Below are 24,930 nucleotides of genomic sequence, written 5' to 3'. Positions count from 1 at the left end.
GGCGTGCAATGCGCATCGGCTACGAACATAAATTGATAAGGAAAGCATCGAAACGAGCTTTCGTGAGCGGCTCACGATATATCGATTGCGCAGATCGTTGTTTGTTTTAATTGGTTAGTCATCGCATGTATGGCGGCTACGATGGCTGTCTGATTGATCGACAACCCGTTCGTGAGCTGCTCACGACAACCAACCCACGATGATCGACGAGTCCGCTTCAAGTGAATCCGCATCGCTGGACGAACCGCTAGGTGCGCGAGGGCAGGATGCGTATGAGCGGATTCGCCGCGACCTGCTGTCGTGCCGTTTCATGCCGGGCTCGACGCTGACCGAGGGCCAGTTGATGGACGCCTACGGTATCGGCAAAAGCAGTTGCCGGGTCGCGTTGGTGAGGCTCGTGCATCAGGGATTTGTTCGCGCGATGCCGCGCCAGGGTTATCGCGTCGCGCCGATCACACTGCGTGACGTCGAGGAGGTGTTCGAGTTGCGTGTGCAACTGGAACCGATGGCCGCGCGGCTTGCATGCGGCCGCATCGACGTCGCATTGTTGCGACGTCTCGAAGCCGCCTGCCGCGTGCCGCATCCCGAGCGCGCGCTGTCGGATCAGATCGACGTATTTCTCGATGCGAACCGCGAGTTTCATCTGGCGATCGCACGGGCGAGCGGCAACGAGCGCCTGCACCGGATGCTGGCGAATCTGATGGATGAAATGTCGCGGCTGGTAGCGCTCGGTTTCGGCGTGCAAGGCACCAAGCCCGAAATCAAACACGATCACAACGCGTTGATCGACGCGTTCGAAGCGAACGACGGCCGCCGCGCGGAAATGATCGCGCGCCGGCATATCGAAACCTTTCGGACCATGACGATGGAAAAGGTGTACGCAAGCCTGTCGAGTGCGGGCGCATCGCTGCCGGTGTTCACTGTCGCGGAGTTGCGGCGATGAGCGCGGCCGCGGTATCGGTGCGCGGCGTCGGCAAGCGCTATGGCGGGCTGCCGGTGCTCGACGGCGTGGAGTTCGACGTCGCCGATGGCGAGACCGTCGCGCTGCTCGGCACGTCGGGTTGTGGCAAAAGTACGCTGCTCAATATCGTGGCCGGTCTGCTTGCGGCCGATCACGGCGAGGTCCGGCTCGGCGGCGCGCGTGCGACGGAACTCGAAGCGCCGCAGGCGCTCGCGTATATGTTTCAGGAAGACCGCTTGCTGCCATGGCGCAGCGCTCGCGCGAATGCGGAGTTCGGGCTCGAGGCCGCGCATCCGCGACTGTCCGCGCGAGAACGCCGCGCGCGTGCCGACGCCGCGCTCGATATGGTCGGCCTCGGCGCATTTGCCGAGCGCTATCCCCATGAGCTGTCCGGCGGGATGCGCAGCCGCGTCGCACTTGCGCGCAGTCTGGTCGGCGAGCCGCGCATTCTGCTGATGGACGAACCGTTTTCGAAGCTCGATCCGCAAACACGCGGACAGATGCATGCGGAGCTGTTGCGGATTCGTGCGCTACGGCAGTTGACCGTGCTGTTCGTCACGCATGACGTCGAAGAAGCAGTGGTGCTCGCCGATCGAATCGTCGTGCTGGCGCCACGGCCAGGACGCGTGCGAGAAGTGGTGACCATAGATTTGCCGCGTCCGCGTAGCGCCGTCGATGCGGCGGTCGCGGAAACGATCCGGCGCGTAAGGATGACGATATGAAGCGTGCGACTGAATCTTTTCGAACGCTTGCGGGAGGCCGTGTCGCGCCAGAGTCCGCTGAGTCGGCGTCGGCGCCGGTGCGATCGCCGTCGTTGTGGGTGTCGCTTGCGGTACAGCGCATCGTGCTGGTTGCGTTGCTGATTGCCGTCTGGTGGCTCGCTTCGCTGCGCATGCCCGGATTCGTGCTGCCGGGTCCCGCAAAGGTCGCTCAGACGCTGTTGAAGCTCGTGCAGTCCGACATGTTCTTTAGCGATCTCGGTATCACGCTCTATCGCGTGCTCGCCGGCTTCGTACTCTCGGCGGCCGTCGGTGCGCCGCTCGGTATTGTCCTTGGCGCGAACCCGCGCGCGGCACGCTTTTTCGAACCGCTGCTGTCGATCATCAATACGGTGTCGTCCGCGATCTGGGCGGTATTCGCGATCATCTGGTTCGGCATCTCGAACTCGACGACCGTGTTCGTCGTATTCATGACCGCGATGCCGTTGATCCTCACCAACGTGTGGCGCGGTGCATTGACGGTCGAGCGCCAGCATATCGAACTCGCGCGCAGCTTCCGGATGTCGCAGGCGCAGATCATGCGCAAGATCTTTCTGCCGACCGTCCTGCCGCATTTCTTCTCCGGGGCGCGGCTCGCGTTCGGATTCGGCTGGCGCGTATCGCTGGTGGCGGAGACGATCGGCTCGTCTAACGGTATCGGCTATCGGTTGCGTCAGGCCGCGGATCTCGTGCAGACCGATCAGGTGTTCGCATGGACGGTCACGCTGGTCGTATTGATGCTGCTGATCGAGGCTGGTGTGCTGAAGCCGCTCGAACGGCATCTTTTCAGGTGGAAAAACACGGTTTGACGATAACGGGGAATAGGCAGATGCGTGGTAGCTCCTTCAGATTCGAAATCTTCCATATGGCCACATTCGCTCTGGTCAAGCGGGCTTCGTACGCCGCCACTGTCGCGGCGATGCTGCTCGGTGCGGTTCAACCCGCGAACGCAGACCCGATTCGCGTCGGCTACTGGACGAGCGGCGTCAGTCTCGGCTTCGGCGCGGTGCTCGAAGCACGGAAGTTCTTGCAGCAACGCGGTCTCGATGTGCAATTCGTCCGCTTTGCCGATGTGAACGCGCCGAACCGCGCACTCGCCGCGAACGCGATCGACTTCGCGTTTGCCGCGCCTGCCGCGGCCGTGTTCAGTTCCGCCGCGGAAGGGGTGCCGCTGCGCATCGTGCTCGCGACGCAGCCCGCGGATGTCGAATTCGTCGCGCCGCGAGATTCGCCGATCCGCACGCTTGCGGATTTACGCGGCAAGCGCGTCGGCATGTCGCCGGCCGGCAGCTCGGTCGCCGCGATTGCAACGGCGGTGCTGCAGGGCAACGACGGTATCAGGAGCGGCGATTTTTCGCTGGTGCCCGGCAATGAAGCGCGGCTCGCGCAGTTCCTCGTGCAAAAGCAGGTCGACGCGGCCGCGCTGCGCTCGGTCACGCTCACGCAGATCGGCGAGCTGAAGGTGAAGCGGCTGGGTACGTTCGGCGACGAATGGAAGAAGCTGACCAAATCCGACGCTACGCCGTACATCGGCGTCAGCGTGGTGCGCGCGGACTATCTGGCGAAGCATCGTGACGATGTTCCCAAACTGATTGCCGGCATGCGCGACGCGCTGCAATGGGGCGCGGATCATCGCAGCGACGTCTCGGCGATTCTGCAGAGGAGCGCGAACCTGCCGGCTAACGATGCGGACGCGTATGCGGCTCGCTGGTCGGACATCAACCGCGTGACCTTCGAGCCGATCGATATCGCGACGCTCAAACGCGAGCACCAGATCTTTGTCGACGGCAGCGTCATTGAAGGCGCGCTGCCGGCGGACCTGTTCGACACCAGTCCGTATACGGCGTCGAAATCGATCCGATAAATATCACACCGCTCAATCCCTCTGGAGTTTTCTGATGTCAGTTTCTCTTCCGTCGACGATGAAGGCGCTCGTGCTCGGCGCGCACGGTGATCTCGACCAGTTGCATGTCGTCGTCGACAAGCCGTTGCCGAAGGTGGCGCCGGACGGCGTCGTCATTCGCGTGCGCGCGTCTTCGTTCAACTACCACGACGTATTCACCGTCAAGGGCATGCCCGGCATCAAGGTGCCGCTGCCGGTCGTCATCGGTCTGGACATGGCCGGTGAAATCGTCGAAGTGGGCGAGCGTGTCGAAGGCTGGCGCGTCGGTAACCGCGTGCTGGTCAATCCGCTCAATCGCGACAAGGGCTTGATGGGCGAAATGCTCGACGGCGGCATGGCCGAGTACTGCGCCGTGTCGGCCGCGCAACTGATTGCGCTGCCCGATGCGGTCAGTTTCGATGCGGCATCCGCGCTGCCGGTGGCCTACGGCACCGCGCACCGGATGCTGGTCACGCATGCAACGGTGAAAGCGGGCGACCGCGTGCTGATTCTCGGCGCGAGCGGCGGGGTTGGAACCGCATCGCTGCTGCTTGCAAAACAACTCGGCGCCGAAGTGATCGCCTGCGCGGGCAGCGATGACAAAGCCGCGCAGTTGAAGGCACTGGGCGCGGACCACGTCGTCAACTATCGGACGACCGATTTTTCGAAGTGGGCGATCGAACGCTATGGCAAGCCGCAGCGGCGCAACTACGAAGGTGGGGTCGACGTCGTGGTGAACTTTACCGGTGGCGATACGTGGGTGCCGTCGCTGAAATGCCTGAAGCGCGGCGGCGCGCTGCTCGTGTGTGGCGCGACCGCGGGGCACGACCCGAAAGAAGACCTGCGCTATATCTGGAGCTTCGAGCTCAAAGTGATCGGATCGAACAGCTTCTATGACGACAACTTGCGTGCACTGCTGTCGCAGATCGAGCGCGGCGAACTGACACCGGCGATCGACCGTGTACTGCCGCTCGAACAGGCCGCCGAAGGGCTGCGGCTGATTCGCGACCGCGAGGTGCTGGGCAAGGTCGTCGTCAATCCGTGACGCACGCATGATCCATGCGGATCGATGCATGTGCACCGATCCGCGGACCGAATCTGATTCGATTTGATTTGTATCGAGGTAAGCAAGATGAGCGAAGCTGAAAACGCAGCGGCATTGCCCGCCGCGCACGATATCGAAGCGCGACTGCGGCGCGCGCCGTTTCACGAGTGGCTGGGTTTGAAGGTCGTGTCGGTGACGCAAGGCGAGATCGAATTGATCGCGACGTGGCGCGAAGAGTGGGTCGTCAACCCTGAGAAGCGCTACACGCACGGTGGCGTTCTGGCCGCGCTGGTCGATCTCGCGGCGGACTGGGCGCTGGTGTCGAAGACGGGGCGCGGCGTGCCGACGATCGACTTGCGTGTCGATTACCATCGCGCGGCGTTTCCGGGCGATTTGCGGGTGAAGGGCAAGGTCATCCGTTTCGGCGCTCAGGTGTCGACGGCAGAAGCGCATGTCTATGACGCGGATGGCAAGCTCGTCGCAAGCGGCCGCGGCGCGTATGCAACGGCGGCACCCCCGGCGCCTTCCACGCCCGCTGCTGGGGCGCAGCCGGGGAAAGCATGACGCTTGCGCTCGACCATCTCGTCATCAACACGCGTTTCGATACCGACGCGGCCGAGGCGCTATTCAGGCAACTCGGCTTTACGGTGACGCCGCGCGGTTATCACACGCTCGGGTCGATCAATCACGCAATCGTCTTCGCTGGGCACTATCTCGAACTGATTGGTCTGCCGGCGGATGGCTCGACGGTGCGCGAAGAAATTGCCGCGAGTCCGCTCGGCGCGGAAGGGCTCGTGTATCGGAGCGACGATCCGCAGCGCACATTCGACGCGTTGCATTCGGCTGGTTTCGACGCGACACCGCCACAGCGGTTTTCGCGACCGGTGGCCGGGCTTGGCGACGCATGTTTCGTCACGGTTCGGCTCAAGCCCAATCCCGCATTCGGCGGGCGCGTGTATTTCTGCCAGCACCTGACGCCCGAATTCGTGTTCCGTGACGAATGGAGCGCGCATCCGAACGGCGCCTATGCGCTGGATACGCTCCATATCGTTGATGCGGACCAGCACACGTATGCGCGTCTCGGTGAACCCGCCGCGGGTTTCCGGCTGGCGTTCTGGAACCGCGCGGACTTCGATGTGCATTTCGGTGCGCTTGCCTTGCATGCGACGCCGCGTTCGCCGCGCTTTGCGGCGATCACGATACGTACACCGCGGTGGCGCGACATCGGTGCTTACGCGGCCGACGCGCAATTGCCGTTTGCGTTGAATGAACGCAGCAGTGTCGTTGCATTGCCACGCTTCGATACGTTGCTGGAGTTTGTCGAATGAGCACACCGCTTAATCTTGGCGCGTTGATTACTCGCGATGTGCCCGGCGATAGGGTCGCAGATGCCGGCGAGATCGCCTTGATCGAACTCGACGACGCGCTGGAGCCAGTTGCTTATCGTTACGCTGAACTGGATGCACTTGCGGACGGCGTTGCAGTGGCGCTGACGCGGCTATACCGCCGTGGCGACCGGATCGCCGTGCTTGCGGCGAATTCGGCGCATTACGTCGCGACGGTGCTTGGCATCATGCGCGCGGGGCTTGTCGCGGTCCCGGTCAATTTTCGTTTCCCGCGCGCATTAATCGCAGACGTGATCGCGGATAGCGGCGCGCGCGCGGTGTTTTGTGACGCGAAGCGCGTGGCGGATCTACCTGTGACGCTGCCGGCCGTGGTGTTCGATGCGCGGCCAGCCGATCGCGTCGATTCGTTGCCGGCTCACGTGGTGGCCTTTTCGTCGTTTGTTGCCGATACACGCGGATTGCGCTTCGATGCAGTCGTGCCCGAGCCGCGTGAGGCCGCGCTGATTCTGTATACGTCGGGTTCGACGGGCCGGCCGAAAGGCGTCGTGCTGTCGCATCAAAGTCATTTGTGGGTGGTCGAAACTCGACTCAGCACGCAACCGTTGTCCGGCGAACGTGTGTTGATCGCCGCGCCGCTTTTCCATATGAATGCGTTGGCGCTGGCGTTCCTCGCGCTCGCTGCCCGCGCGACGACGGTGATGCTGCCGCAGTTCGAAGCGACGAGCTATATTCGCGCGATCGATCAATGGCATTGCACGTGGCTCACGGCAGTCCCGCCAATGATCGCGATGATGATGCAGCATCGCGAACTATTGGCCGCCAGCGATCTGTCGTCGGTGCGAGTCGTGCGGATGGGCTCGGCGCCCGTCAGCGGCGCGTTGTTCGGGCAACTGCGTTCGTTGTTGCCGAACGCGCGCGTGATCAACGCCTACGGGACCACGGAAGGCGGCCCGGTTGTTTTCGGTCCGCATCCGGATGGTCGGCCGGCGCCGCCGCTGTCGGTGGGTGTCGCGCATCCGCAGGTGCAATTGCGGCTCGTCGATGAAGCGAGTGTGCCGGCGAATGAAGGCGAACTGCAGTTGCGCAGCCCGGGGCTGATGAATGGTTATCACAACCGCCCGGATCTGGTTGCACCGATTACGCCTGACGGCTATTACCGGACCGGTGACGTGTTCCAGCGCGATGCGGACGGCTTCTATACGTTCGTCGGCCGGCGTGACGACATGTTCGTGTCGGGCGGCGAAAACATCTATCCAGGCGATGTCGAGAGAATGCTTGAACGGCATCCATCGATCGAACAGGCGTGTGTCGTGCCCGTTCCCGATGACATCAAAGGCACGAAACCGGTGGTATTCGTGGTGGTGAAAGCGGGTGCCGTGCTTGACGAGCAGGAGGTCAAGCGCTTTGCGCTCGAACATGCGCCCGCATTTCAGCATCCGCGCCGGGTGTGGTTCATCGATGCGTTGCCGCTCGCGGCGACGAACAAGGTCGATCGTGCGGCGTTGCGCGCCATCGCGGCACGGCGGATCGCCGATGAGGCTGCGCCGGATATGTCGTCTCGACCGGTTTGACGCCGGCATTCACGTTTGCACGCGTCACGGTCACCGGCGCGGCAGCAGCGCGTGCGCGCGCCGGCCTCAACAGCCGGCGCGCGAGACATCACAGCGCATTCAAGCGGCAACCGTGTCGGCTGTTCGCGATTGTCTCCTCGACGGCCGCGAGCGATTCGCCCCACAACGCGTAAACTTCCGCATGTCTGGCCGCCACTTCGATTGCGGCATCCGACGAGCCGCCGAAATAGACCGGCAAATGCGATTGTTGCAGCGGCCGGATCTGCGGTTTGTGGCCGTGCACGCGGTAGTACGCGCCTGCGTGATCGAATGGCGTGTCGCTAGTCAGGCGCTGGCTTTCGGCGGCGACATCGCGGCGATCGGCCTGTTCGACTTCGGCGACGCCATCGATCCGGGTCTGTTCCTCGCCAAGGGCACGAGCATTCGAGGTATTCCGGTCGGTACTCGCGATGCCCAGGAAGAGATGATCCGCTTCATCGACAAGCACCGGATCAAGCCGGTGATCGACCGGATCATTTGCCGTCAAAGCCATTGCCCCATCGGCGACGTTGCCGAGCCCTTCGGGCTATGAATGCGCGCGTTGTTGATCTGTATCAGAGTCCTCACCGCGCTTCCGAACGACTCTGTGTGCTGTCGCCGCGTGCCGCGCCTGATCGGCCGGCAGCCGCGCAAGGATATCCGCGATGAAAGCCGCCAGGCAACTCTGCCGTGGTGGAGGAGGCTCGGCTGCCGAAGCATGACTTCGGTCACCATCAGAACGGGCAGCATGGGCCGACCGGATCACCAGTGCTTGCACTTGCGGGAAACGCCAATTGATCTCTGCCGAGGAGAACCGATGCGGGTCGAAGACAGCACACAGCCTGGCAGCTTGCGGGAATTATTTTCCCGCCTGAAGGAGCATCCGCTCGTCCGGGTCGGGCCGGGGCTGATCACCGGCGTGGCGGACGACGACCCCAGCGGCATCGCTACGTATTCGCAGGCGGGTGCGCAGTTTGGCCTCGGCATGCTGTGGACGATGCCGCTCGCCTTTCCTCTGATGGCGGCCGTTCAGTCCATGTGCGGCAACCTTGGCCGGGTGACGGGCAAGGGGCTGGCGGCCAACATCAAGGCGGTGTTTCCACCCGTTGTGCTTTACGGCGTCGTGACGTTGCTGCTGATCGCCAATACGCTGAACATCGCCGCCGATGTGGCCGCGATGGGCGAAGCCGCCGAATTGGTAACCGGAATCGATCGCCACCTGATGACGGCAGTCTTCGTACTGGCGAGCGTGTTCTGTCAGATACTCGTGCCTTATCACCGCTACGTGTTCTTCCTGAAGTGGCTGACGCTTTCGCTGCTTGCGTACGCGGCAGTGGTTTTCATGGTTCACGTCCCGTGGGGGCAAGTTGCGCTGCGCACGGTATGGCCGGCGTTCAGGCTCGACGCGTCTTCGGCGGCCGTCGTGCTCGGCGTGTTCGGCACCACCATCAGCCCCTACCTGTTCTTCTGGCAGGCGTCCGAAGAGGTCGAGGACATGCAGGTCAAGCGCGGCAGCGCGCCGCTCTTGAGCGATCCGCGCGCGGCCCCGACGGAGTTGCGCCGCATTCGCTGGGATACATGGAGCGGCATGTTCTATTCGGACATCACCGGCTGGTTCATCATTCTCGCCACCGGCGTGACCTTGCACGTCGCCGGCGTGACCCATATCGAAACGGCGGCACAGGCTGCCAGCGCGCTGCGTCCGCTGGCAGGCGATTTTGCGTATCTGCTGTTCGCCGTCGGCATTTTCGCAGTCGGCCTGATCGGTGTGCCGGTACTGGCGGGCTCGGGCGCCTACGCGCTGTCGGAGTCGATGGGCTGGAAGGAAGGGCTCGAACACAGCGTGGCTGAGGCGCGCGGCTTTTACGGCATCATCGCGGCGAGCGTACTCATCGCACTTGCGCTGCAGTATTCGCCGATCAGTCCCATGCGTGCGCTGTTCTGGAGTGCGGTGATCAATGGCGTAGTCGCCGTGCCGCTGATGGTAGTGATCATCCTGCTAGTGTCAAAGTCGTCGGTAATGGGCCCTTTCACCGCAAGCCGGCCGGTGCGGACACTCGGATGGATCGCGACCGCCGTCATGGGTTTCGCGGCGCTTTGGACGTTCGTTCCGCACTAGCGCGTGGTCATTGATCAACTGCCGGTCAGCGCAACGGCGATATTCGAGAACACGACGGATCGTGCGCAAATTCAGTTCGACATCAGGACCGGCACAGTCATCGATTGCAGGAACGTGCGGGTCACACCGCCCCACACCGCTTCTTGCCAGCGTGCGTGTCCGTAGCCGCCCATAACGACAAGGTCGCTGCCGTGAGTGTGGGCGCACGACAGCAGCATGCTTCCCACGTGCTCGCCGGTAGCGCCCTCGAGTTCGAGCACGTCGATAACAGCGTCGTGGCGGGCGAGCGTGCGTGCGATGTCGGCACCGGGGATGCGTGCCACAAGTGGCGCGTCTAACGGCTTGTGCACCGTCACGATGATGTTCTGCTGCGCACGGGAAATGAATGGCAGCGCGTCGTGAATGGCGCGGGTCGCCTCGCGGCTGCCATCCCACGCAATCAGGATCCGGCTACCGACGCTGGGGAAAACGCCGGTGTAGGGCACGAACAGCACGGGGCGACCGCTGCTCATCAACAGCTGGTCGCCGACATGATCGTGAAGGTAGGTTTCGGGCGTGTTCGGATCCGACTGCCCGGCGACGACAAGGTCGGCCAGACGCGCGTGCCGCACGATGCTTCGTATGTCGCTCGCGTCGCAGCACCGGAGTTGACCGGGGACTTCCGCGTGCCGGCACGCCGCATCGAAGAGGTCGCGCAGCGCCGCGTGCCGCTGTTCGTTCTGGCGTATCACTTCCGCGTGCAATCCGGCCGCGCCCGGTATCGCGGACAGCAGATGAGCGTCAGCAACCGGCGCGATGTCCAGCCCGACCAGTTGCGCATCGAACTGCCGGGCGATGCGCACCGCGATATCCAGGCGCTGCCGTGCGGCTTCGCTATCGTCCAGATGGACCAGTAAGTTGCGGTAGTTCATCGCATCGGCTCCGTCGGCATGCAAGTTGTGTGTTTGCGAGTGACCGGATTCAGTTCAGCGAGGCGGGCGTCGCTTCGTTGATTAACACCGCTCGATCCACTCGTCGCCGTCTTTGACATAACACCGCTTGACCGCGGCCCACGCCACGCGGTGCGCGATTTCTTCGTGACGCGCACCGGCCGCGTATTCCCGATACGCGGCGTTAAACGCAGCCCGATAGATGTCCTGCGCGTGCCATGGCAGATGATCCCGAACCGATGCGGGCAGATCGTCGTTGCTGACGTAGGGCATCTCGTTCTCCGGTCGAAGAGTTCGCCTTTGCGTGGCGCGCGCGGATCCGAACGATATCGCGAGGCAAGGACAGGACCGGCACGACATCGGGCGTTAGCTTCACGAGGGCGGTTATTCCGTGTCGTCCATCCTGAGCGGCGGCGAACGGTGGATTTCCGAGCCGTCGATCGGCATCTCGGGCGGTACTCGCGGTGGTGAAAATCGCTCTGGATAGCCGGCTGCCGAGTGCGCTGCGCTCACCGGGCCGATTTCGCGGGAGCGAGCGGAGATGGCCGGCGCGGTGTCTGGGCCAGGGGCGACGCCACCGGCGAGCTTCCGATACGCATCGACGACGTCCGAAACGTTTTTGCAGTAAAGCATCGCGCTCGACATGCACTCGGGAAAGGTCAGGCTCGCAGCCGACATGAATTCGAGCGGATTGCGCGTGAGCGCGCAACGTGCCCATGTTTCCTGTGTCAGTGCCAGCCAGTCGATGCAGAGTTGCGTTTGCGCGTTTGCGCGTTTGCGCGTTGGCGAAGGCTATCCAGATCGCCGGCAAATTGCTTGGAGTGGATGTGGTCAACATGAATGCCTCCGTGGTCGCGAGCGCGCTTACTGAGATTGAGATGGACCGGCTTGCCCGGAATTTTGTGGAACCTGCCGGATTCGCTGGACGCGGAAACCCATCCCGGCCGCGCGAGCGATCAGATCCAGATAGGCCGCTTCGTCTATCGTCGGGCTGCGCGACAGCACCCACACCATATTGCTGTCGACCATGCATCGGATGGTGTAGCGGTAGTCGGGATCGACGTATGCGGTGATAACCACGACTTCGAATGGCCAGATGAGGCCGATTCGCCAGGTGGTATTTCCCGTTCCACGTACGACCTTTGCCACGAAGCGGCTTCCTGTGACCGGCTGATCGAAAGATTTTCGCTGGCCGAGATAATCGTCGGTGATCTGTCCGTCGGGACGCAACGTCCATTCGTCGTAACTGCCGACATAATCGTTGTCGCCAAGATAGGGCGTTTCCGCGATCACGAACCACTTTCCCATGTAGCGTTGCAGATCGATCGGCGCACCCGCGACACAGGCAGTGGGCTTCGCCGACGCTTCCGGCGACACTGCCGGGGCGTGCGTGCAGCCGACGAGGCAAGTGACGAACGCTGTGAGGCACGCGATTGAATTCCGCATGGGGACAATGTCTGTTGAGCTGCCGTCATCGTTCAGTACATGTCGCCATTGCACTCGTGCTGACGCCCAGGCCCGTTGATCTGCATCAAGCGCGAGCGTATCCGGGGGCCGGCAACGTGAGAGTCGCGGCAGCAAGGACTATTGCGCTGCGCGATCCGGAACAGGTCGGGTGAGAAGTACCGAGCCGCGACTGCGGCATAGGCGTAGCACGCGGAAGGCCGAAAAAGAAGTCTTATCAGCCAAAAAATATTTGCAGTACAGTAATTGTTGGGACGAATATCCGCGAGCCGGGTTTCCGGCATCAGAAATTTTTAAGCAAATATCGTTACGCTCGAGGGCTTGTCCAATGCCCGGATCGATGGCGTTGGTTCAAAAGTTGAAACTTATGTGCCTGGTCGATTCCGGTTGGCCAGAACAACGCGTGGAGTCTGAGTGATCAAACTATATGACGGCAGGGCGCCCGCATACGGCATCGTCGCGCGCACGCTGCACTGGTTGACGGTCCTGTTGATCGCTGTGCAGTTCGTAATCGGCTGGACGATGCCCGACGTCCACAAAGACACGCAGCCGGTCGGGCTGATTGCCTGGCACCTCGGCGTCGGCTCGGCGCTAATCGCCGTCATGGTGCTTCGCGTCGTGTGGCGGCTGACCCACCAGCCCGCGCCGGACGACCTGCCGCCGTTGCTCGGCTTCGCTTCGCGCGTTACCCATTTTCTTCTCTACGTCTGCTTACTGCTCGTCCCGCTCCTTGGCTGGATCAACGCGTCCTCGCGCGGCTGGCAGGTTCGGCTCGCGAGTGTCGTGCCCTATCCGTCGCTGAGCCCGACAGGCTCGCCGTTCGGCCACGCCATGGGCGATGTCCACGGCATCCTCGCGTGGGTGCTGTTCGCGCTGATCGTCATGCACGTTCTTGCCGCGTTGTTCCATCGTTTCATTCTGAAAGACCATGTCATGCAGCGGATGGCGCCGGGTGCCGGCCCGTCGCGCGACGCGGCACGCGATAGTTGAACGAGGGACGCGGTAGTTGGCTGACGCCGCCAGCCATTGCGGTAAAACGAGGCCGACCCGGCAGGACAGGGCAACAGCGGCCGCGCGAGGCCACGCCGTGATTTCCTGAGCGTCACGGCATGTTCCTTGGGCGCGTCTATGGCGGTGGCATGGTGCCAGCCGGGACGTGTGGAAAACGGACGCAACCTCGTCAGCGATCCGGCCGCGGCATAAGATTTCCCGGCGCGATTATTGTTTTTCGGCCGCCAACACTGGCTCAAGCCGCAATGCTCCCCACCCGAGCGGCGCAAACACGTGGCCGCCCGCCAGTTCGACCAGTTCGACGAATCGTTCCAGCGTTACGCCGGCGGCAATATGCACCGGCGCGTTGCCGATGAAGTTCTGCGTGCGCAACCACGGCGCGGCACCACTATTTATTTCATTGGCGCTTAGCGCGCGGCCGTCGTATCCGGCATCGGGCGTCAGCAGTGGACCATCGTAGGCGACGGTCAGAATCTGCTGAGCGGTGTCGTCGTAGGGCGGTCCGGCATGCTGTTCGTAAGGAGCGCGCTCCCAGCCGTCCCCCCATTGCCGATCGACTGGCAGTCGCGAAAAATAGGCCCAGGGCACGCGCACGAAGCATAGTCCGTACGCGTGCCGCACACCGTCCAGATCGGACACGAGACTCATGGCAAATTACCTCGCTGACAATAACGACGCACGACGACATGTTCAAGGCCGGGCTTTGACGGCCTCACGCTTCGTCTCCGGCGGCGAATACGCCGTTTTCGGGCTCTTTCCGCTCGGTGTCGACGCATTGCACACGCCAGTGGCCCGTCGTCAGATTGCTGCCGCGCACCGCGCACCACTGCACTCGCCCAACCTCGCCTTCGAACGGTCCTTCCGCCTCGTTCAGATCGAGTCCTTCGAGCACGCACACGGGCACCGCGCTGTGTGGAGCGCATACGAGCGTGTTGCCGCAATCCATATGCAATGCACCCCATTCGGGCAGTTCGAGCCCGAAGTGGCCTTCGCGCGACCACTGCCGCGTGTCCTTGTCGAGCCAGAGAATAGCGAACGCCATGGGATGGACACGATCGAACGTGTCGAGGTGAACGGTGAGACGCATGAAAATTCTCCGGGACGTGAAGTACTCTCTCTAGCCGAGGCGCGGCAACCGCGAAGCGCGGCGAGTGTCATCGGCATCTCATTGACTCAATACCCATTGCACTAGCGTATGCGCGTCTTCCGCCGAGAGCGGGCCGCCACGCTCGACCGCGGGTGGCATCGGCATATCGCCCCAGTGCGCCTTGCCGCCCAACCGCAGTTTGTGTTCGAGCATCCGCTGCGCGTTCGGCACGTCGCGGTAACGTTCAGCAATCTGCTGGAACGATGGAGCGAGAAACGGCGCATCGCGCGTATGGCAGAACATGCAGTGCTGCTGATCGACGAGCGCGGTCGGTTCAGGCTCGCCATAGGCGACACCGGCGCTCAGCGCAAGTGCCGCGCCTGCGAGCAGGCAGTTTCGGAACAGTGCAATCACGACAGGCGCCCCTACGTAAGGAATAAGATCAGTGTAAGGGCCGTGAACCGGGGCTCATTGACCTCGATCAATCTGCCCACGGTGCGTGTTTGACTGCGCGCGCGTCGCTCCTATGCTGTCGATGAAAAGCACTCGCCCGCGGCAGTCGTCGAACCGGCTGGCCGGCGCTAACCCCGGTAAAGGAGAGCACGATGCGAGCAATGGTGTTCGACGGCAGTTCCACGACGCTGCACGAGCGTGATATGCCGGACCCGCGGCCCGGCGCCGGGCAGATCCTGATCGATGTTCACGCGTGCGGCGTGTGCCGCACCGATCTTCATCTGGTCGATCGTGAGCTCGAACATCCGAAGCGTCCGGTGATTCCGGGCCATGAAATCGTCGGCGTGGTGGCCGCGCTGGGCGACGGCGTGACGGGCTTCGAGGTAGGCGAGCGGGTCGGCGTGCCGTGGGTCGGACGCACCTGCGGCCATTGCCGCTACTGCCTGTCGGCGCGCGAAAACCTGTGTGACGACGCTGCTTTCACCGGCTACACGATCGACGGCGGCTACGCCGAGCGCACCGTCGCCGATAGCCGCTACTGCTTTCATTTGCCGTCGCAGTACTCCGACATCGACGCCGCGCCGCTGCTGTGCGCCGGCCTGATCGGCTATCGCACGCTGAGCATGGCCGGCGACGCGCAACGGCTCGGCATCTACGGTTTCGGCGCCGCCGCGCATATCGTCGCGCAGGTGGCGCGCCACCAGCAGCGCAGCGTGTATGCGTTCACCCGTCCCGGCGATCGCGCGGCCCAGCAACTCGCGCTGCGTCTTGGCGCCGTCTGGGCCGGCGGCAGCGACGAGACGCCGCCCACTGAACTCGACGCCGCGCTGTTGTTCGCGCCGGTCGGCGCGCTCGTGCCGCAGGCGTTGCGCGCGGTCGCGAAGGGCGGCGTGGTGGTCTGCGGCGGCATCCATATGAGCGACATTCCGTCGTTTCCGTACGCGTTTCTGTGGGGCGAGCGGCGCGTCGTGTCGGTCGCGAATCTGACGCGTGACGATGGGCTGTCGTTCATGCGTATCGCGGATGGGACCCGTCTCGCGCTAGAAACAACGACCTATGCGTTGAGCGATGCGAATCGCGCGCTCGATGATCTGCGTAGCGGCAAGCTGACTGGCGCGGCGGTGCTCGCGATCCGGTGACGCTTGACCGGGATCGAGGCGCGTATCGCGTCGCAGTCCATCGACTTTGAATTCCCTCATATCTGGAGAATCGCCATGTACCAGAACATTCTCGTCGCGCTCGATGGCAGCAGCTCTTCGAAACGCGCACTGAAAGAAGTGGTGCGGCTCGCCGCCGTGACAAAAGGCGTCGTGCATCCGGTCTATGTCGTGGACAAGACACCACTGTTTTCGTATGGCGGCTATTACGATCCGATCACGTTCATCGATGCGGTGCGCAAGGACGGTCGCTCGGTGCTGGAGGATGCGGAACGGGCTTGCGCCGCCGCCGACGTGCAATGCCGCGCCGAGATGGTCGAATCGAACAGTCTGTCCGATGACGTGGCCAGTGCCGTGCTACGCCATGCGCGCCTCGTCCACGCCGATCTGATCGTGATGGGCACGCATGGACGCCGGGGCGCACGGCGCCTCGTGATCGGCAGCGTCGCGGAACAGGTTCTGCGTTTCTCGCACTGTCCGGTGTTGCTGATGCGCGAAGAGGGCGCGCGCGAATCCATTGCGATTTAGTGCGCCACCTGCGCGAGATATCAAGCGGGTGCAATCGGCCGCTGCCGGAGCGTATCGACTGGAACCTGTATCGAGACCCTGAAGCCGTTGCCGGGCGAGCTCGAAAACGTAACGTTGCCGTGCAACTGTCTCACGCGCTCGCGGATGCCCAGAAGACCGAACGAGTGCTTTTCGGGTGGCCGGTCCAGATCCGCACCGACGCCATCGTCCTCGATATAGAGCGAAAGAAGCAGGCCCGTGCACGTCAATTCGACGCGCACGTGGCTCGCGTTTGCATGTCGCGCGACGTTGGTCAGCGCTTCCTGCACGATCCGGAACAGTGCCGTCGTGGCAAACTCGCCGAACTCCGGCTCGGCCGGTTCCAGATGCACGTTCGCCTGCACGCCATAGCGTTTCGTGAAGTCCTCGGCCAGCCAGTCAAGCGCGGCGGCGAGCCCGAGGTCGTCGAGTAGCGGGGGGCGCAGATTTGCCGAGATACGCCGTAGCGCTCCCGCCATCCAGTCGATCTGCATCTGCAGTTCATGCGTGTGCGACACGAGAGGCTGGGTGGCGGATTGCGCTTCGAGGTTCGCTTCGAGCAGAGCGACGCTCATTTTCAACGCGGTGAGCCGTTGTCCGAGATCGTCGTGGAGTTCCCTGGCGATACGTTTCTGCTCGTTTTCGCGGGCGATCTGCGCCTGGGTCGACACCGCGTTCGCACGCTCGAGTTCCGCGAGACGCACGCTTTCGGTCAGGTCGCGCGTGACCTTGGCGAATCCGAGCAACTCGCCCGATGCGTCGTGCACGGCGGAAATCACGACATTGGCCCAGAACCGCGAGCCATCGCGGCGCACCCGCCAGCCTTCGTCGACGACGCGGCCTTCGATGGTAGCGGTATGGAGTTCGCGAGCGGGTTTGCCGGCCGCGATGTCTTCCGGCGTATAGAAGGTGGAGAAATGCCGCCCGATGATTTCCTCGGGCGTGTAGCCTTTGATGCGCTTTGCGCAGGGATTCCAGCTGGTCACCCGACCGGAGGTGTCCAGCATGAAGATTGCGTAGTCTTGAACTGCTTCAATCAACAGAAAATAGCGATCCTCGACGGGAACGTCCGAGATCGACGCCGCACCGGTGAAGCGGGAAGACTCGCCACTCGATCGACCCATCACTCCTCCAGCCGTTCGGGCGCGGTTCGCCCGTAGCAGGTGACTGTGTTATATCAGGTCGGAGAAGCTTATTCCACTGCGTGTACGTAGGCTGGGTGCTTGCCATCAACGCCGGAGCACGGCATGCCCCCATTTTATCTCTGATACCGAAGCAATCGGAGCAAGGCGTGGGACGCCGCATCGGAGCTTTAACCGGCCGCGCGCTGCTCGGTCAGCATCATCCGGCAAAGCGCCGTTGCGAAGCGCTGCAGCGACACCACCGATCCGGCTACGCTTTGATACCTTTCACGGCCGATCTGCGCGTCGAGCATGACAAGCATGCCCGCGCCGCGCGCAACGGCAAGAAGGCGTTCGACATCGGCGCAAGTTTCGTCAGGCTGGGCAGCCCGGCACGTCGTGCCGCCCGCAGCTGTGTGCTCGTGATTTGCGTGATGCGGTGCAGCGGTAGTAACAGCGTATGACATGGCGGGTCTCCTGGCGGATCGTGGCCACCACATCGAATGTGCGGTGGCGGGCGATCCTCATTGAGGTGGATTGCATGTCTTCAGTATTGGTCGGATTGCACGCGTGGCCAATAGGCGCAGGCGGAACCGCATCCAGGAATTTCGGTGCGCCGGTCGGAGTAGTCCTACATGGCTGTCGGCTTACGACGCCCGGGGTCGCAACGTCGCGTATTACGACATCACGTCGGACCATGGCCGTCTCGGCGTATGACTCGCGCCTGGACCGCGTCCGATGCGCAGCAGAAGCTGCGGCACTCCGTCGACGTGCAGCAGCGTCCTCAACTGCTCACGCAGCGGTTCGACTTCGATCGGCTGATTCAGATAGGAGGCGGTAAGCCCCTCGGATGCCGCGACCAGCAGCATCCGTTCGAGCGCCTGTCCGGTGGCGAGCCATGCTTCCCGGTCGTCTCGCATCGTCGCTATGCCCATCATCAGCGGTGAGCCCTCGACAAGATGCCGGTGTGTCGCGGGAACCCCCGCGCCTGCATCGAATACGCGGACCACGGAGGTGACGAGCGGCACGGTGAAATCGAGCAATGCGCCGACACCGGAACCATAGGCCGGCATTCCGTCGTCGTGCCGTAGCGGATGAATCCAGCTAGCCAGTTCGCGCCGGAAACGCGGGTCCGCGAACTGCGCGTGATCCGCGTCCACGACCAGTTGAGCGAGCGCTTCACGCCCGGACTTGCGCTCCACGCAGCAGGCTATTGCGCCCTCGGCGTTGCAGGCATCGATCAGCTTGCGTTGCAGCGACGCGGCAACCGGTTCGTCGACAAACGGCGCGCGCGTCGTGACGCGCGTCGTCAGCGCTTCGAAGAGCGCCTGCAACTGCGAGTCGCCGTTCGCATCGCGTGATACTTGCACGAGCGCGACGATATCGGGATCGAGTTCCGACGGAAACAGCGTGATCGCATAAGCGAGGCCGAAGCGGCGCAGCGCAACGCGAAGATTGAACAGCGCCGCGCCGCAACCGATCAGCAGCTCGCGATCGAACGGATCGACGACGGCGAGCGCACGCGTGCGGTCGGCACAGACCTCCACCGTGTCCCCATCGACGATGAAGCTCCACGGCTGCGTGTTGTGGTTCGACGGCGCGAGCACCGCATAGCGCAGCGCGAAGCGCAGTTGCCGGTCCAGCGGCGTGGCGGCGCTGAAGTGCGGCTCGCCGATGTCCCAGGCTTCGTTTGGCGCGGTGTCGTTCATCTGGAGGTCTCCTGTCGCGGCCTTGCCGCGCGGATGCGGTTCGTGTCCTTATCGTGTCACGCGGGAGCCCGGCGCGATTGAGGCAGGTCAACGTTGTGCGGGTCTCGAGACGGCTGGCGAGCTCCCGGCACGCTGGCCCGCGACCGGGCCTCGGCGCTGCGTTCAGACCTGCGCGAGGCCTTGCGCATCGACGATACGGATGGTTTTCCCGTTCGCATTGACAAGATGCTCACGCTGGAACTTCGAGAACATCCGGCTCACCGTTTCGAGCTTCATCCCAAGGTAGCAGCCGATTTCCTCGCGGGTCATGCGCAGATGGAATTCGACAGCCGAGAAGCCGCGTGCCTTGAAGCGCTTCGACAGGTTCAGCAGAAACGTCGCGACCCGCTGTTCCGCCGTCATCGTGCCGAGCAGCATCATCTGGCTCGATTCGCGCACGATTTCGCTGCTCATCATCTGATAAATATGGTGCTGCATCGGCTTCATGTCGCGGCAGACCGCCTCGAGCTGCGCGAACGGAATGATGCACACCGCACTATCTTCGAGCGCGATCGCGTCGCAGTTCTGCTTGCCCGCGCCTATGCCGTCGAGACCGAGTGCGTCGCCGGCAATCTGGAAGCCGGTGACGTGCTCGCGGCCGTCGCGATGCATGACCACGGTCTTGAACGACCCCGCGCGCACCGCGTAGATGCTCTGAAACGTGTCGCCCGTTCGGTACAGCGTCTCTCCACGTTTGACTGGACGCGTGGTGCAGATCATCGCATCGAGTTTCGCGAGTTCGCTCGCGCTCAGATCGGGCGGCATGCAGACCGCGCGCATCGAGCAGGTGGAGCAACGCGACGCGACACGCGTCTCACGGCTCGCCGTGGCACCGGAATGCACTGCGCGAATCGGCATCACGGCCACGGTAGGAGGCAAAGGATGGCGAGATTGGCAGGAAGCTGCAGCTTGCATGATCGTCTCCGGTTGGCTACGCAAAACGCGCACGACGCGCATGGGTGATGGCTTCGATGGCTCGGCAGGCGAGCCCGAATTCGGCTGTTTTGTCGAAGAAGAAATCCGCGCCTGCCGCTTGGCACGCACGGCGAAATGCCGTCGCGCCATGGTTCGTCAGCACGATGCTGATAATCGACGGCTGCGCGCGCGACAGTGCCTTGATCAATCGGAGATTCGTCTCGCCGGCAAAGCACGGGTCCAGTACCACGACGTGGGCCTGACTCGCGAGGATGCGGCCGAGCGTGTCCCCGACACCGCCGCACGCTCCGGCGATTTCCACGCCGCGAATCAGCGCGAGCAGGCGCGCGAGTCGTACCCTGACTTCGGTCGCGTCGTCGACGAGAAAGACTTTCGATACGGGGGCTGGTGTGACGGTATCCATGTCAACCAGTATTGGCGACCGTATCTCAAAAATATATCGGCCGTACCTTAAGTGGAACCAGGAGTTCAGGTAGTGGCTGTAGGAATGTTCCGAGCGCGGAATGAAGCGCAGCGGCGACGGGCGTGGAGAAAGCGAAACGGGGCGCCTAGATATCGGTTTCGTCGTCGAACAGCTTGTGACGGATCGCATAGCGCACGAGCCCGTTCTCGTGCGGCATCTGCATTTTTTCCAGAATGCGCGTCTTGTGTGTGCTGATCGTTTTCACGCTGACGCACAGTTCGTTGGCGATCTCCGTGATGCTCTGGCCGGCGACGATGCGTCGGAACACGTCGAATTCGCGATCGGACAACCGCTGGTGCGGCAGCGCCTCGACCGGTTCGTTCAGGTTCTGCGCGAAGCGTTCGGCCATCGCGAGGCTGACGAAGACACCGCCCGATGCAATCTTCGTCACGGCGCCGACCAGTTCCGCACTCGCACTTTCCTTGGTCAGATAGCCGGACGCGCCGGCCTTGAACGCGCGAGCCGCATATTGCTGCTCGTCATGCATCGTCAGCACGAGAATGCGCAGCGCGGGTTTCTCGTCCTTGATCTGTCTGATGAGTTCGATGCCGTTGCGCCCGGGCATCGACAGATCGAGCACCAGCACCTGCGCGTCGGTCGAGCGGATCAGTGCGATCGTCGTGACGCTATCGGATGCTTCGCCCACCACGTCGAAGCCGGTCGCTTTCTGCAGGATATGGCGCAACCCGTCGCGCACGAGCGTGTGGTCGTCAGCCAGCAGCACCTTGATCATGGTCGATTTCTTCCTGCTGCATTGATTGCAATGGGAACGTGACCGTAATGGCGAAGCCTTCGCTTTCCGCGGTGTCGATCCGGATCGACCCACCGAGCCGGTGCACGCGTTCACGCACGCCGATCAGGCCGAACGGTTTGTCATGACCGCCGGCTGCGCGCTCGTGTCCGACACCTCGTCCATTATCCGCTATCCGTAGCTGACAGTGCGGACCGTTCGTATTCAGTGTCAGTTCGACGACGGTTGCTTGCGCGTGGCGCGCGACGTTGTTCAGCGCTTCCTGAACAATGCGAAACAGGGCGGTCGCGCTTTGCCGCGAATAAGCGATATCGGACGGCTCGATCCGGTGCACGACCTCGATGCCGTGGCGGTTCGTGAAATCGTTGGCGAGCCATTCGATCGCAGCGGGGAGGCCGAGATCGTCAAGCATCACGGGGCGCAGATCGGCAGCGATCCGGCGCAGTGCCGCCACTGCCGAGTCGATGACCCGGCGCATGCCGCGCAACTGGTCGACAAGCTCGTCTTCGCCGGCCGCGGTCTCGTCATGCCGGTCGGCCAACGTCTGTTCGAGTGTCGACAGATCCATCTTCAAGGCGGCCAGCTGCTGGCCGAGATCGTCATGCAGTTCGCGCGCGACGCGCTGCTTTTCCTCTTCCCGTACGTTCTGCAGATTCGCCGATAGCTGGCGCAGTTCCTCACGCGACTGTTTCAGCGCGTTTTCCGCTTTGACCCGCTCGGTGACATCGCGCAGCATGACCGTGTAGAGCTTGCCTTCGTCTTCCTGAGTCTGCGAAATCGACGCTTCCAGCGGGAATTCCTCGCCGTTTGCGCGCAGGCCCGGCAACACGCGTTGCCCGCCCATGCGCGTCTCGGAGATGCCGGTGGCGCCGAATTGCGCGACATGCGCCGCATGATCGGCCCGGAAGCGTGGAGGCACGAACCGTGACAGCGGGCCGCCGATCGCCTCGGCCGCCGTCACGCCGAAAATCCGCTCCGCCGCCGGGTTGAAGAAAACGATGTTCTGCGCGCCGTCGATCGTAATGATCGCCTCCATCGACGACCGGATGACGCCCATCATGCGCGCCTCGCCATGATGGCCCACGTGACTTGAGGCAGCGGCAATCCAGACGCAGACCGCGAGCAGCGCGGCCAGCGCCATGCCGGCGGCGAGGATGATCGTCGCGACGTGGCCGTTCGCCGGACGACCCGCGACGACCCGCGCAAGTGCCAGCGTCAGGATGGCCACGATCGCATACGTCAGCAGGCACAGCATTGCGGCGCGGGTCAGCAATGACCGCCGATCTGTCCGGGTCGTTGCCGCGGCGCGGCCGCATGTCGGCATCTGGTCCATCTTTTGTCCTGTTTTGCTATAGCAGCCGATGGGATTCAGCGTAACCGCGCCGAACCGGTATCGGCAGTGTTGTCATTCTGCAAGTTTGCTCGCGATCCTGGCGTCGTTGCGCCGTCGTGTCGGCGCGGACCAGGCACCGGTTGACCTGAATCAAGCCGCGTGCCCGAGCGCCGCGCACACTGTCGTTGCACCCAGGCGATGCCGCCCATTCGGGCCGCGCACGCGCATTGAGCGGGAGTCCATCATGTACGAACGAATTCTGGTTGCGCTCGACGGCAGTCCGAGTGCGCAACGTGCCTTTGCCGAGGCGCTCGAACTCGCGCGCCTCACGGGCGCCGTGGTTGAAGCCTGCTGCGTCGTCGATCGCGGCAAATGGCCAGCGGACGGCAGTTCGGGTTTGGATCCGGAGCCGGTGGACATGACTGGGCCCGAGGTCAGCGCGGCGCTGGAGGGCGCCCGGGTGCTTTTGCGCGAAACCGGCGTGCGCGGCAATGTGCGCACGATCGATGCGTATGCGGAAAGCGCTTCGACCGTGCTCGCGCGCCTCGCCGACGAAATCGACGCGGACCTGATCGTGATGGGCACGCACGGCAGACAGGGTCTGCAGCGTTTTCTGCTCGGCAGTGTCGCGGAGTCGCTGGTTCGTTCGACGGATAAGCCTGTGCTGGTCGTGCGACACGATGCCTCCGGGCAGGCGCGGCGCTGAGACGGACTGTCTCGATATCACCACGGGCCGCGCCGCGGCGGTTTGTTGTTGAGCTTGTTATTGAGAAACCGCGGCACCGACCTTGCTCGACGGAGCAGCAGTTGTCGTGCCAACTGCCATCGCGGCCGCGATCGCCCCCGCGCGGCCTTCGGCCTTAGCTCAGTCAGTGCGCCATCAACACGGGAACGGTCATCGATTCCAGCATCGTTCGCGTTACGCCGCCCCACACGCGCTCTCGCGCTCGCGAATGCCCATACGCGCCCATCACGAGAAGATCCGCGTGCAGATCGGACACCCGGTTGAGTAGCGTGGCCCCCGTACCGGCGATGCCGTGGCGCGGCGTCGTCGAGAACGACGCGCGTATGTCGTGCGCCTCCAGCCAGGCGGCGACATCGATTGCGCCAGACGAGGCGTCATAGTTATCCGAATGCTTCACGATGTCGACGCCGACGAAGCGTGCCCGTTTGAGCAACGGCAGCGCATCGGCGATCGCACGCGAGGCTTCACGGCTGCCATCCCATGCGATCAACACGTTTTCGCCGAGCGTCGGCACGGTGCCTGCGTGCGGGATCACGAGCGCCGGGCGGCCGGCACCGAGCACGAGGTCGCCGACGAAATGCCTGTCCACGTACGCAGCCGGATCGCGCGGATCGGGCTGGCCAAGTATCAGCAGGTCGGCGTGCCGCGCATGCAGCGTCGCCACCTCGACAGGAGGCCCGGCGGGAGCGCGCCATTCGACTGCCTGTCCGGCGCGCTCGGCCATGGCGAGAAATGCCCGCTGGGCCTGCTGGCGTCGCCGGGCCGTCTGCGCCGCGAGGCTGGAAATCAGCTCGTCGTCCACGCTGAACAGGGGCCTCGCGGAGTCCTCGCACACGAGATACAGACCGATCAGATGCGCATCCCAGCGCCGTGCCAGATCGAGGGCCAGCGCCAACCGTGTCTGGCAGCGATCGCTATCGTCGAGGTGAACGAGTAAGGTCTTGTAGCTCATGTCAGCTCCTTTTCGTTGGCTACGCGGGCTGCCGGGTGTTCCGCGGCGTCACTGGCACGGGCTGGAATCATCAGAACCGGACAGCTTGCGCCGCGCAGCACCCGTTCGGCGACGCTGCCGAGCATCAGCCGCCGCAAGCCGCGGCGTCCGTGCGTGCCCATCACGATCGCATCGGCATGCCAGTGCTCAGCCGCCGAGATGATGCGCCCGGCGACATCTTCACCGGGCACCGAGGTTTCTTCGACGCGCGGCGTACCCTTGACGCCGCGCGAGGCCAGCCGGCCTTGCGCCTCGGCGACGATGTTTTTGCCTTCGTCGATAAAGGCATCCTGAATCACGCACGGATCGAAACCGGGCACGTCGTAGGCAAGGATGGGCACATCGATCACATAGAGCGGCATCAGCTCGGCGCCCGATTCGGCGGCGAGTGTCAGAGCGGCATCGAATGCCCGGGAGGCGGTGTCGCTGCCGTCGAGCGCGACCAGTATCCGGTGAAACATGGCGATCCCCTCAAATTCGTCAGATGCGGTATTC

30 protein-coding genes and 1 pseudogene are annotated in these 24,930 nt (G+C 63.4%); 14 read left to right on the top strand and 17 right to left on the bottom strand.

Annotated elements, in window-relative coordinates; genetic code table 11:
• Window positions 1-199: 199 nt before the first annotated feature.
• The 8 genes from L0U82_RS33425 (at window position 200) to L0U82_RS33390 (ending at window position 7,563) form a co-directional block, all read left to right on the top strand.
• Complete coding sequence (locus L0U82_RS33425) at window positions 200-943, top strand: GntR family transcriptional regulator (RefSeq protein ID WP_233837849.1); 744 nt, start codon at window positions 200-202, stop codon at window positions 941-943.
• The gene (locus tag L0U82_RS33420) at window positions 940-1,683 is read left to right on the top strand and encodes an ABC transporter ATP-binding protein (protein ID WP_233837847.1); all 744 of its coding nucleotides are present in this window, start codon (window positions 940-942) and stop codon (window positions 1,681-1,683) included. The genes L0U82_RS33425 and L0U82_RS33420 overlap by 4 nt, the downstream gene beginning before the upstream one ends.
• The gene (locus L0U82_RS33415) at window positions 1,680-2,528 is read left to right on the top strand and encodes an ABC transporter permease (protein ID WP_233837845.1); all 849 of its coding nucleotides are present in this window, start codon (window positions 1,680-1,682) and stop codon (window positions 2,526-2,528) included. Before L0U82_RS33420 ends, L0U82_RS33415 begins: the two co-directional genes overlap by 4 nt.
• A 56-nt stretch (window positions 2,529-2,584) precedes the next feature.
• Window positions 2,585-3,583, top strand: coding sequence for an ABC transporter substrate-binding protein (locus L0U82_RS33410; protein ID WP_233837843.1), 999 nt, complete (start codon window positions 2,585-2,587; stop codon window positions 3,581-3,583).
• Between the two features lie 58 nt (window positions 3,584-3,641).
• Window positions 3,642-4,646, top strand: a complete 1,005-nt coding sequence (locus L0U82_RS33405) for a zinc-binding dehydrogenase (protein WP_442793725.1) — start codon at window positions 3,642-3,644, stop codon at window positions 4,644-4,646.
• Window positions 4,647-4,733: 87 nt separating this feature from the next.
• On the top strand, window positions 4,734-5,210 hold the full coding sequence (locus tag L0U82_RS33400) for a PaaI family thioesterase (protein ID WP_233837832.1): 477 nt from the start codon (window positions 4,734-4,736) through the stop codon (window positions 5,208-5,210).
• Window positions 5,207-5,974, top strand: coding sequence for a VOC family protein (locus L0U82_RS33395; protein ID WP_233837829.1), 768 nt, complete (start codon window positions 5,207-5,209; stop codon window positions 5,972-5,974). The genes L0U82_RS33400 and L0U82_RS33395 overlap by 4 nt, the downstream gene beginning before the upstream one ends.
• On the top strand, window positions 5,971-7,563 hold the full coding sequence (locus L0U82_RS33390; RefSeq protein ID WP_233837827.1) for a class I adenylate-forming enzyme family protein: 1,593 nt from the start codon (window positions 5,971-5,973) through the stop codon (window positions 7,561-7,563). Before L0U82_RS33395 ends, L0U82_RS33390 begins: the two co-directional genes overlap by 4 nt.
• A gap of 88 nt (window positions 7,564-7,651) precedes the next feature.
• Here L0U82_RS33390 and L0U82_RS33385 read toward each other — a convergent pair whose 3' ends face one another.
• A complete protein-coding gene (locus tag L0U82_RS33385; RefSeq protein ID WP_326489786.1) occupies window positions 7,652-7,846 on the bottom strand; it encodes an LLM class flavin-dependent oxidoreductase in 195 nt (64 codons plus the stop codon).
• Here L0U82_RS33385 and L0U82_RS33380 point away from each other — a divergent pair.
• Together L0U82_RS33380 and L0U82_RS33375 are read left to right on the top strand one after the other, a co-directional pair.
• Window positions 7,802-8,134 (top strand): hypothetical protein, encoded by a 333-nt coding sequence (locus L0U82_RS33380; RefSeq protein WP_233839450.1) that lies wholly within the window; start codon window positions 7,802-7,804, stop codon window positions 8,132-8,134. The genes L0U82_RS33385 and L0U82_RS33380 overlap by 45 nt on opposite strands.
• 264 nt (window positions 8,135-8,398) lie before the next feature.
• Window positions 8,399-9,700 (top strand): NRAMP family divalent metal transporter, encoded by a 1,302-nt coding sequence (locus L0U82_RS33375; protein WP_233839300.1) that lies wholly within the window; start codon window positions 8,399-8,401, stop codon window positions 9,698-9,700.
• 71 nt (window positions 9,701-9,771) lie between these two features.
• Here L0U82_RS33375 and L0U82_RS33370 read toward each other — a convergent pair whose 3' ends face one another.
• From L0U82_RS33370 to L0U82_RS33355, 4 genes are all read right to left on the bottom strand, one after another.
• On the bottom strand, window positions 9,772-10,611 hold the full coding sequence (locus L0U82_RS33370; protein WP_233837825.1) for a universal stress protein: 840 nt from the start codon (window positions 10,609-10,611) through the stop codon (window positions 9,772-9,774).
• Between the two features lie 81 nt (window positions 10,612-10,692).
• Window positions 10,693-10,902 (bottom strand): ChaB family protein, encoded by a 210-nt coding sequence (locus L0U82_RS33365; RefSeq protein ID WP_233837824.1) that lies wholly within the window; start codon window positions 10,900-10,902, stop codon window positions 10,693-10,695.
• A 111-nt stretch (window positions 10,903-11,013) separates the two neighbouring features.
• The gene (locus L0U82_RS33360) at window positions 11,014-11,274 is read right to left on the bottom strand and encodes a hypothetical protein (RefSeq protein ID WP_233837823.1); all 261 of its coding nucleotides are present in this window, start codon (window positions 11,272-11,274) and stop codon (window positions 11,014-11,016) included.
• Window positions 11,275-11,493: 219 nt separating this feature from the next.
• Window positions 11,494-12,075: a lipocalin family protein gene (locus tag L0U82_RS33355; protein WP_233837822.1), complete on the bottom strand. Its 582-nt coding sequence runs from the start codon at window positions 12,073-12,075 to the stop codon at window positions 11,494-11,496.
• A gap of 432 nt (window positions 12,076-12,507) precedes the next feature.
• On the opposite strand from L0U82_RS33355, the gene L0U82_RS33350 reads away from it, so the two are divergent.
• Window positions 12,508-13,083: a cytochrome b gene (locus L0U82_RS33350; RefSeq protein WP_233837821.1), complete on the top strand. Its 576-nt coding sequence runs from the start codon at window positions 12,508-12,510 to the stop codon at window positions 13,081-13,083.
• A 228-nt stretch (window positions 13,084-13,311) separates the two neighbouring features.
• Here L0U82_RS33350 and L0U82_RS33345 read toward each other — a convergent pair whose 3' ends face one another.
• The 3 genes from L0U82_RS33345 to L0U82_RS33335 form a co-directional block, all read right to left on the bottom strand.
• Window positions 13,312-13,752, bottom strand: a complete 441-nt coding sequence (locus L0U82_RS33345; protein WP_233837820.1) for a hypothetical protein — start codon at window positions 13,750-13,752, stop codon at window positions 13,312-13,314.
• 64 nt (window positions 13,753-13,816) lie between these two features.
• Window positions 13,817-14,191, bottom strand: coding sequence for a DUF3564 domain-containing protein (locus L0U82_RS33340; RefSeq protein ID WP_233837819.1), 375 nt, complete (start codon window positions 14,189-14,191; stop codon window positions 13,817-13,819).
• A gap of 78 nt (window positions 14,192-14,269) precedes the next feature.
• Complete coding sequence (locus L0U82_RS33335; protein WP_233837817.1) at window positions 14,270-14,605, bottom strand: c-type cytochrome; 336 nt, start codon at window positions 14,603-14,605, stop codon at window positions 14,270-14,272.
• A gap of 191 nt (window positions 14,606-14,796) precedes the next feature.
• Between L0U82_RS33335 and L0U82_RS33330 the strand changes: the two genes are divergently transcribed.
• Window positions 14,797-15,783, top strand: a complete 987-nt coding sequence (locus L0U82_RS33330; RefSeq protein ID WP_233837815.1) for a zinc-dependent alcohol dehydrogenase family protein — start codon at window positions 14,797-14,799, stop codon at window positions 15,781-15,783.
• Window positions 15,784-15,858: 75 nt separating this feature from the next.
• On the top strand, window positions 15,859-16,329 hold the full coding sequence (locus L0U82_RS33325) for a universal stress protein (protein WP_233837813.1): 471 nt from the start codon (window positions 15,859-15,861) through the stop codon (window positions 16,327-16,329).
• Window positions 16,330-16,349: 20 nt separating this feature from the next.
• On the opposite strand, the gene L0U82_RS33320 is transcribed toward L0U82_RS33325, so the two are convergent.
• The 7 genes and pseudogenes from L0U82_RS33320 to L0U82_RS33290 all read right to left on the bottom strand — a co-directional run.
• Window positions 16,350-17,471 (bottom strand): PAS domain-containing sensor histidine kinase, encoded by a 1,122-nt coding sequence (locus L0U82_RS33320; RefSeq protein WP_233837811.1) that lies wholly within the window; start codon window positions 17,469-17,471, stop codon window positions 16,350-16,352.
• A gap of 188 nt (window positions 17,472-17,659) precedes the next feature.
• Window positions 17,660-17,935, bottom strand: coding sequence for a hypothetical protein (locus L0U82_RS40035; RefSeq protein WP_442793710.1), 276 nt, complete (start codon window positions 17,933-17,935; stop codon window positions 17,660-17,662).
• Between the two features lie 210 nt (window positions 17,936-18,145).
• Complete coding sequence (locus tag L0U82_RS33310; RefSeq protein WP_233837807.1) at window positions 18,146-19,177, bottom strand: Acg family FMN-binding oxidoreductase; 1,032 nt, start codon at window positions 19,175-19,177, stop codon at window positions 18,146-18,148.
• Window positions 19,178-19,339: 162 nt separating this feature from the next.
• A complete protein-coding gene (gene fnr, locus L0U82_RS33305; protein ID WP_233837805.1) occupies window positions 19,340-20,074 on the bottom strand; it encodes a fumarate/nitrate reduction transcriptional regulator Fnr in 735 nt (244 codons plus the stop codon).
• Between the two features lie 73 nt (window positions 20,075-20,147).
• Window positions 20,148-20,555 (bottom strand): response regulator, encoded by a 408-nt coding sequence (locus tag L0U82_RS33300; RefSeq protein WP_233837803.1) that lies wholly within the window; start codon window positions 20,553-20,555, stop codon window positions 20,148-20,150.
• A 145-nt stretch (window positions 20,556-20,700) separates the two neighbouring features.
• Complete coding sequence (locus L0U82_RS33295; protein WP_233837801.1) at window positions 20,701-21,348, bottom strand: response regulator; 648 nt, start codon at window positions 21,346-21,348, stop codon at window positions 20,701-20,703.
• Window positions 21,326-22,579, bottom strand: a pseudogene (locus tag L0U82_RS33290) (PAS domain-containing sensor histidine kinase); the annotation flags it as partial. The pseudogene L0U82_RS33290 and the gene L0U82_RS33295, both read right to left, overlap by 23 nt.
• A 364-nt stretch (window positions 22,580-22,943) precedes the next feature.
• On the opposite strand from L0U82_RS33290, the gene L0U82_RS33285 reads away from it, so the two are divergent.
• Complete coding sequence (locus tag L0U82_RS33285) at window positions 22,944-23,405, top strand: universal stress protein (RefSeq protein WP_233837799.1); 462 nt, start codon at window positions 22,944-22,946, stop codon at window positions 23,403-23,405.
• Between the two features lie 163 nt (window positions 23,406-23,568).
• Here the strand turns inward: L0U82_RS33285 and L0U82_RS33280 are convergent, their stop codons facing one another.
• Together L0U82_RS33280 and L0U82_RS33275 are read right to left on the bottom strand one after the other, a co-directional pair.
• Window positions 23,569-24,396 (bottom strand): universal stress protein, encoded by an 828-nt coding sequence (locus L0U82_RS33280; protein ID WP_233837797.1) that lies wholly within the window; start codon window positions 24,394-24,396, stop codon window positions 23,569-23,571.
• Window positions 24,393-24,896: a universal stress protein gene (locus L0U82_RS33275; protein WP_233837795.1), complete on the bottom strand. Its 504-nt coding sequence runs from the start codon at window positions 24,894-24,896 to the stop codon at window positions 24,393-24,395. The genes L0U82_RS33280 and L0U82_RS33275 overlap by 4 nt, the downstream gene beginning before the upstream one ends.
• Window positions 24,897-24,930: the final 34 nt, after the last annotated feature.

It is taken from the genome of Paraburkholderia sp. ZP32-5, from assembly GCF_021390495.1.
Classification (GTDB): Bacteria; Pseudomonadota; Gammaproteobacteria; order Burkholderiales; family Burkholderiaceae; genus Paraburkholderia.
This window is presented reverse-complemented; position numbering and strand designations above follow the sequence as displayed.

What these genes read in the sequence shown, in the direction of transcription:
- L0U82_RS33425 (WP_233837849.1), top strand. Translation starts at nt 200, where the DNA reads ATGATCGACGAGTCCGCTTCAAGTGAATCCGCATCGCTGGACGAACCG.
- L0U82_RS33420 (WP_233837847.1), top strand. Translation starts at nt 940, where the DNA reads ATGAGCGCGGCCGCGGTATCGGTGCGCGGCGTCGGCAAGCGCTATGGC.
- L0U82_RS33415 (WP_233837845.1), top strand. Translation starts at nt 1,680, where the DNA reads ATGAAGCGTGCGACTGAATCTTTTCGAACGCTTGCGGGAGGCCGTGTC.
- L0U82_RS33410 (WP_233837843.1), top strand. Translation starts at nt 2,585, where the DNA reads ATGGCCACATTCGCTCTGGTCAAGCGGGCTTCGTACGCCGCCACTGTC.
- L0U82_RS33405 (WP_442793725.1), top strand. Translation starts at nt 3,642, where the DNA reads ATGAAGGCGCTCGTGCTCGGCGCGCACGGTGATCTCGACCAGTTGCAT.
- L0U82_RS33400 (WP_233837832.1), top strand. Translation starts at nt 4,734, where the DNA reads ATGAGCGAAGCTGAAAACGCAGCGGCATTGCCCGCCGCGCACGATATC.
- L0U82_RS33395 (WP_233837829.1), top strand. Translation starts at nt 5,207, where the DNA reads ATGACGCTTGCGCTCGACCATCTCGTCATCAACACGCGTTTCGATACC.
- L0U82_RS33390 (WP_233837827.1), top strand. Translation starts at nt 5,971, where the DNA reads ATGAGCACACCGCTTAATCTTGGCGCGTTGATTACTCGCGATGTGCCC.
- L0U82_RS33380 (WP_233839450.1), top strand. Translation starts at nt 7,802, where the DNA reads ATGCGATTGTTGCAGCGGCCGGATCTGCGGTTTGTGGCCGTGCACGCG.
- L0U82_RS33375 (WP_233839300.1), top strand. Translation starts at nt 8,399, where the DNA reads ATGCGGGTCGAAGACAGCACACAGCCTGGCAGCTTGCGGGAATTATTT.
- L0U82_RS33370 (WP_233837825.1), bottom strand. Translation starts at nt 10,611, where the DNA reads ATGAACTACCGCAACTTACTGGTCCATCTGGACGATAGCGAAGCCGCA.
- L0U82_RS33365 (WP_233837824.1), bottom strand. Translation starts at nt 10,902, where the DNA reads ATGCCCTACGTCAGCAACGACGATCTGCCCGCATCGGTTCGGGATCAT.
- L0U82_RS33360 (WP_233837823.1), bottom strand. Translation starts at nt 11,274, where the DNA reads ATGTCGAGCGCGATGCTTTACTGCAAAAACGTTTCGGACGTCGTCGAT.
- L0U82_RS33355 (WP_233837822.1), bottom strand. Translation starts at nt 12,075, where the DNA reads ATGCGGAATTCAATCGCGTGCCTCACAGCGTTCGTCACTTGCCTCGTC.
- L0U82_RS33345 (WP_233837820.1), bottom strand. Translation starts at nt 13,752, where the DNA reads ATGAGTCTCGTGTCCGATCTGGACGGTGTGCGGCACGCGTACGGACTA.
- L0U82_RS33340 (WP_233837819.1), bottom strand. Translation starts at nt 14,191, where the DNA reads ATGCGTCTCACCGTTCACCTCGACACGTTCGATCGTGTCCATCCCATG.
- L0U82_RS33330 (WP_233837815.1), top strand. Translation starts at nt 14,797, where the DNA reads ATGCGAGCAATGGTGTTCGACGGCAGTTCCACGACGCTGCACGAGCGT.
- L0U82_RS33325 (WP_233837813.1), top strand. Translation starts at nt 15,859, where the DNA reads ATGTACCAGAACATTCTCGTCGCGCTCGATGGCAGCAGCTCTTCGAAA.
- L0U82_RS33320 (WP_233837811.1), bottom strand. Translation starts at nt 17,471, where the DNA reads ATGGGTCGATCGAGTGGCGAGTCTTCCCGCTTCACCGGTGCGGCGTCG.
- L0U82_RS40035 (WP_442793710.1), bottom strand. Translation starts at nt 17,935, where the DNA reads ATGTCATACGCTGTTACTACCGCTGCACCGCATCACGCAAATCACGAG.
- L0U82_RS33310 (WP_233837807.1), bottom strand. Translation starts at nt 19,177, where the DNA reads ATGAACGACACCGCGCCAAACGAAGCCTGGGACATCGGCGAGCCGCAC.
- fnr (WP_233837805.1), bottom strand. Translation starts at nt 20,074, where the DNA reads ATGCCGATTCGCGCAGTGCATTCCGGTGCCACGGCGAGCCGTGAGACG.
- L0U82_RS33300 (WP_233837803.1), bottom strand. Translation starts at nt 20,555, where the DNA reads ATGGATACCGTCACACCAGCCCCCGTATCGAAAGTCTTTCTCGTCGAC.
- L0U82_RS33295 (WP_233837801.1), bottom strand. Translation starts at nt 21,348, where the DNA reads ATGATCAAGGTGCTGCTGGCTGACGACCACACGCTCGTGCGCGACGGG.
- L0U82_RS33285 (WP_233837799.1), top strand. Translation starts at nt 22,944, where the DNA reads ATGTACGAACGAATTCTGGTTGCGCTCGACGGCAGTCCGAGTGCGCAA.
- L0U82_RS33280 (WP_233837797.1), bottom strand. Translation starts at nt 24,396, where the DNA reads ATGAGCTACAAGACCTTACTCGTTCACCTCGACGATAGCGATCGCTGC.
- L0U82_RS33275 (WP_233837795.1), bottom strand. Translation starts at nt 24,896, where the DNA reads ATGTTTCACCGGATACTGGTCGCGCTCGACGGCAGCGACACCGCCTCC.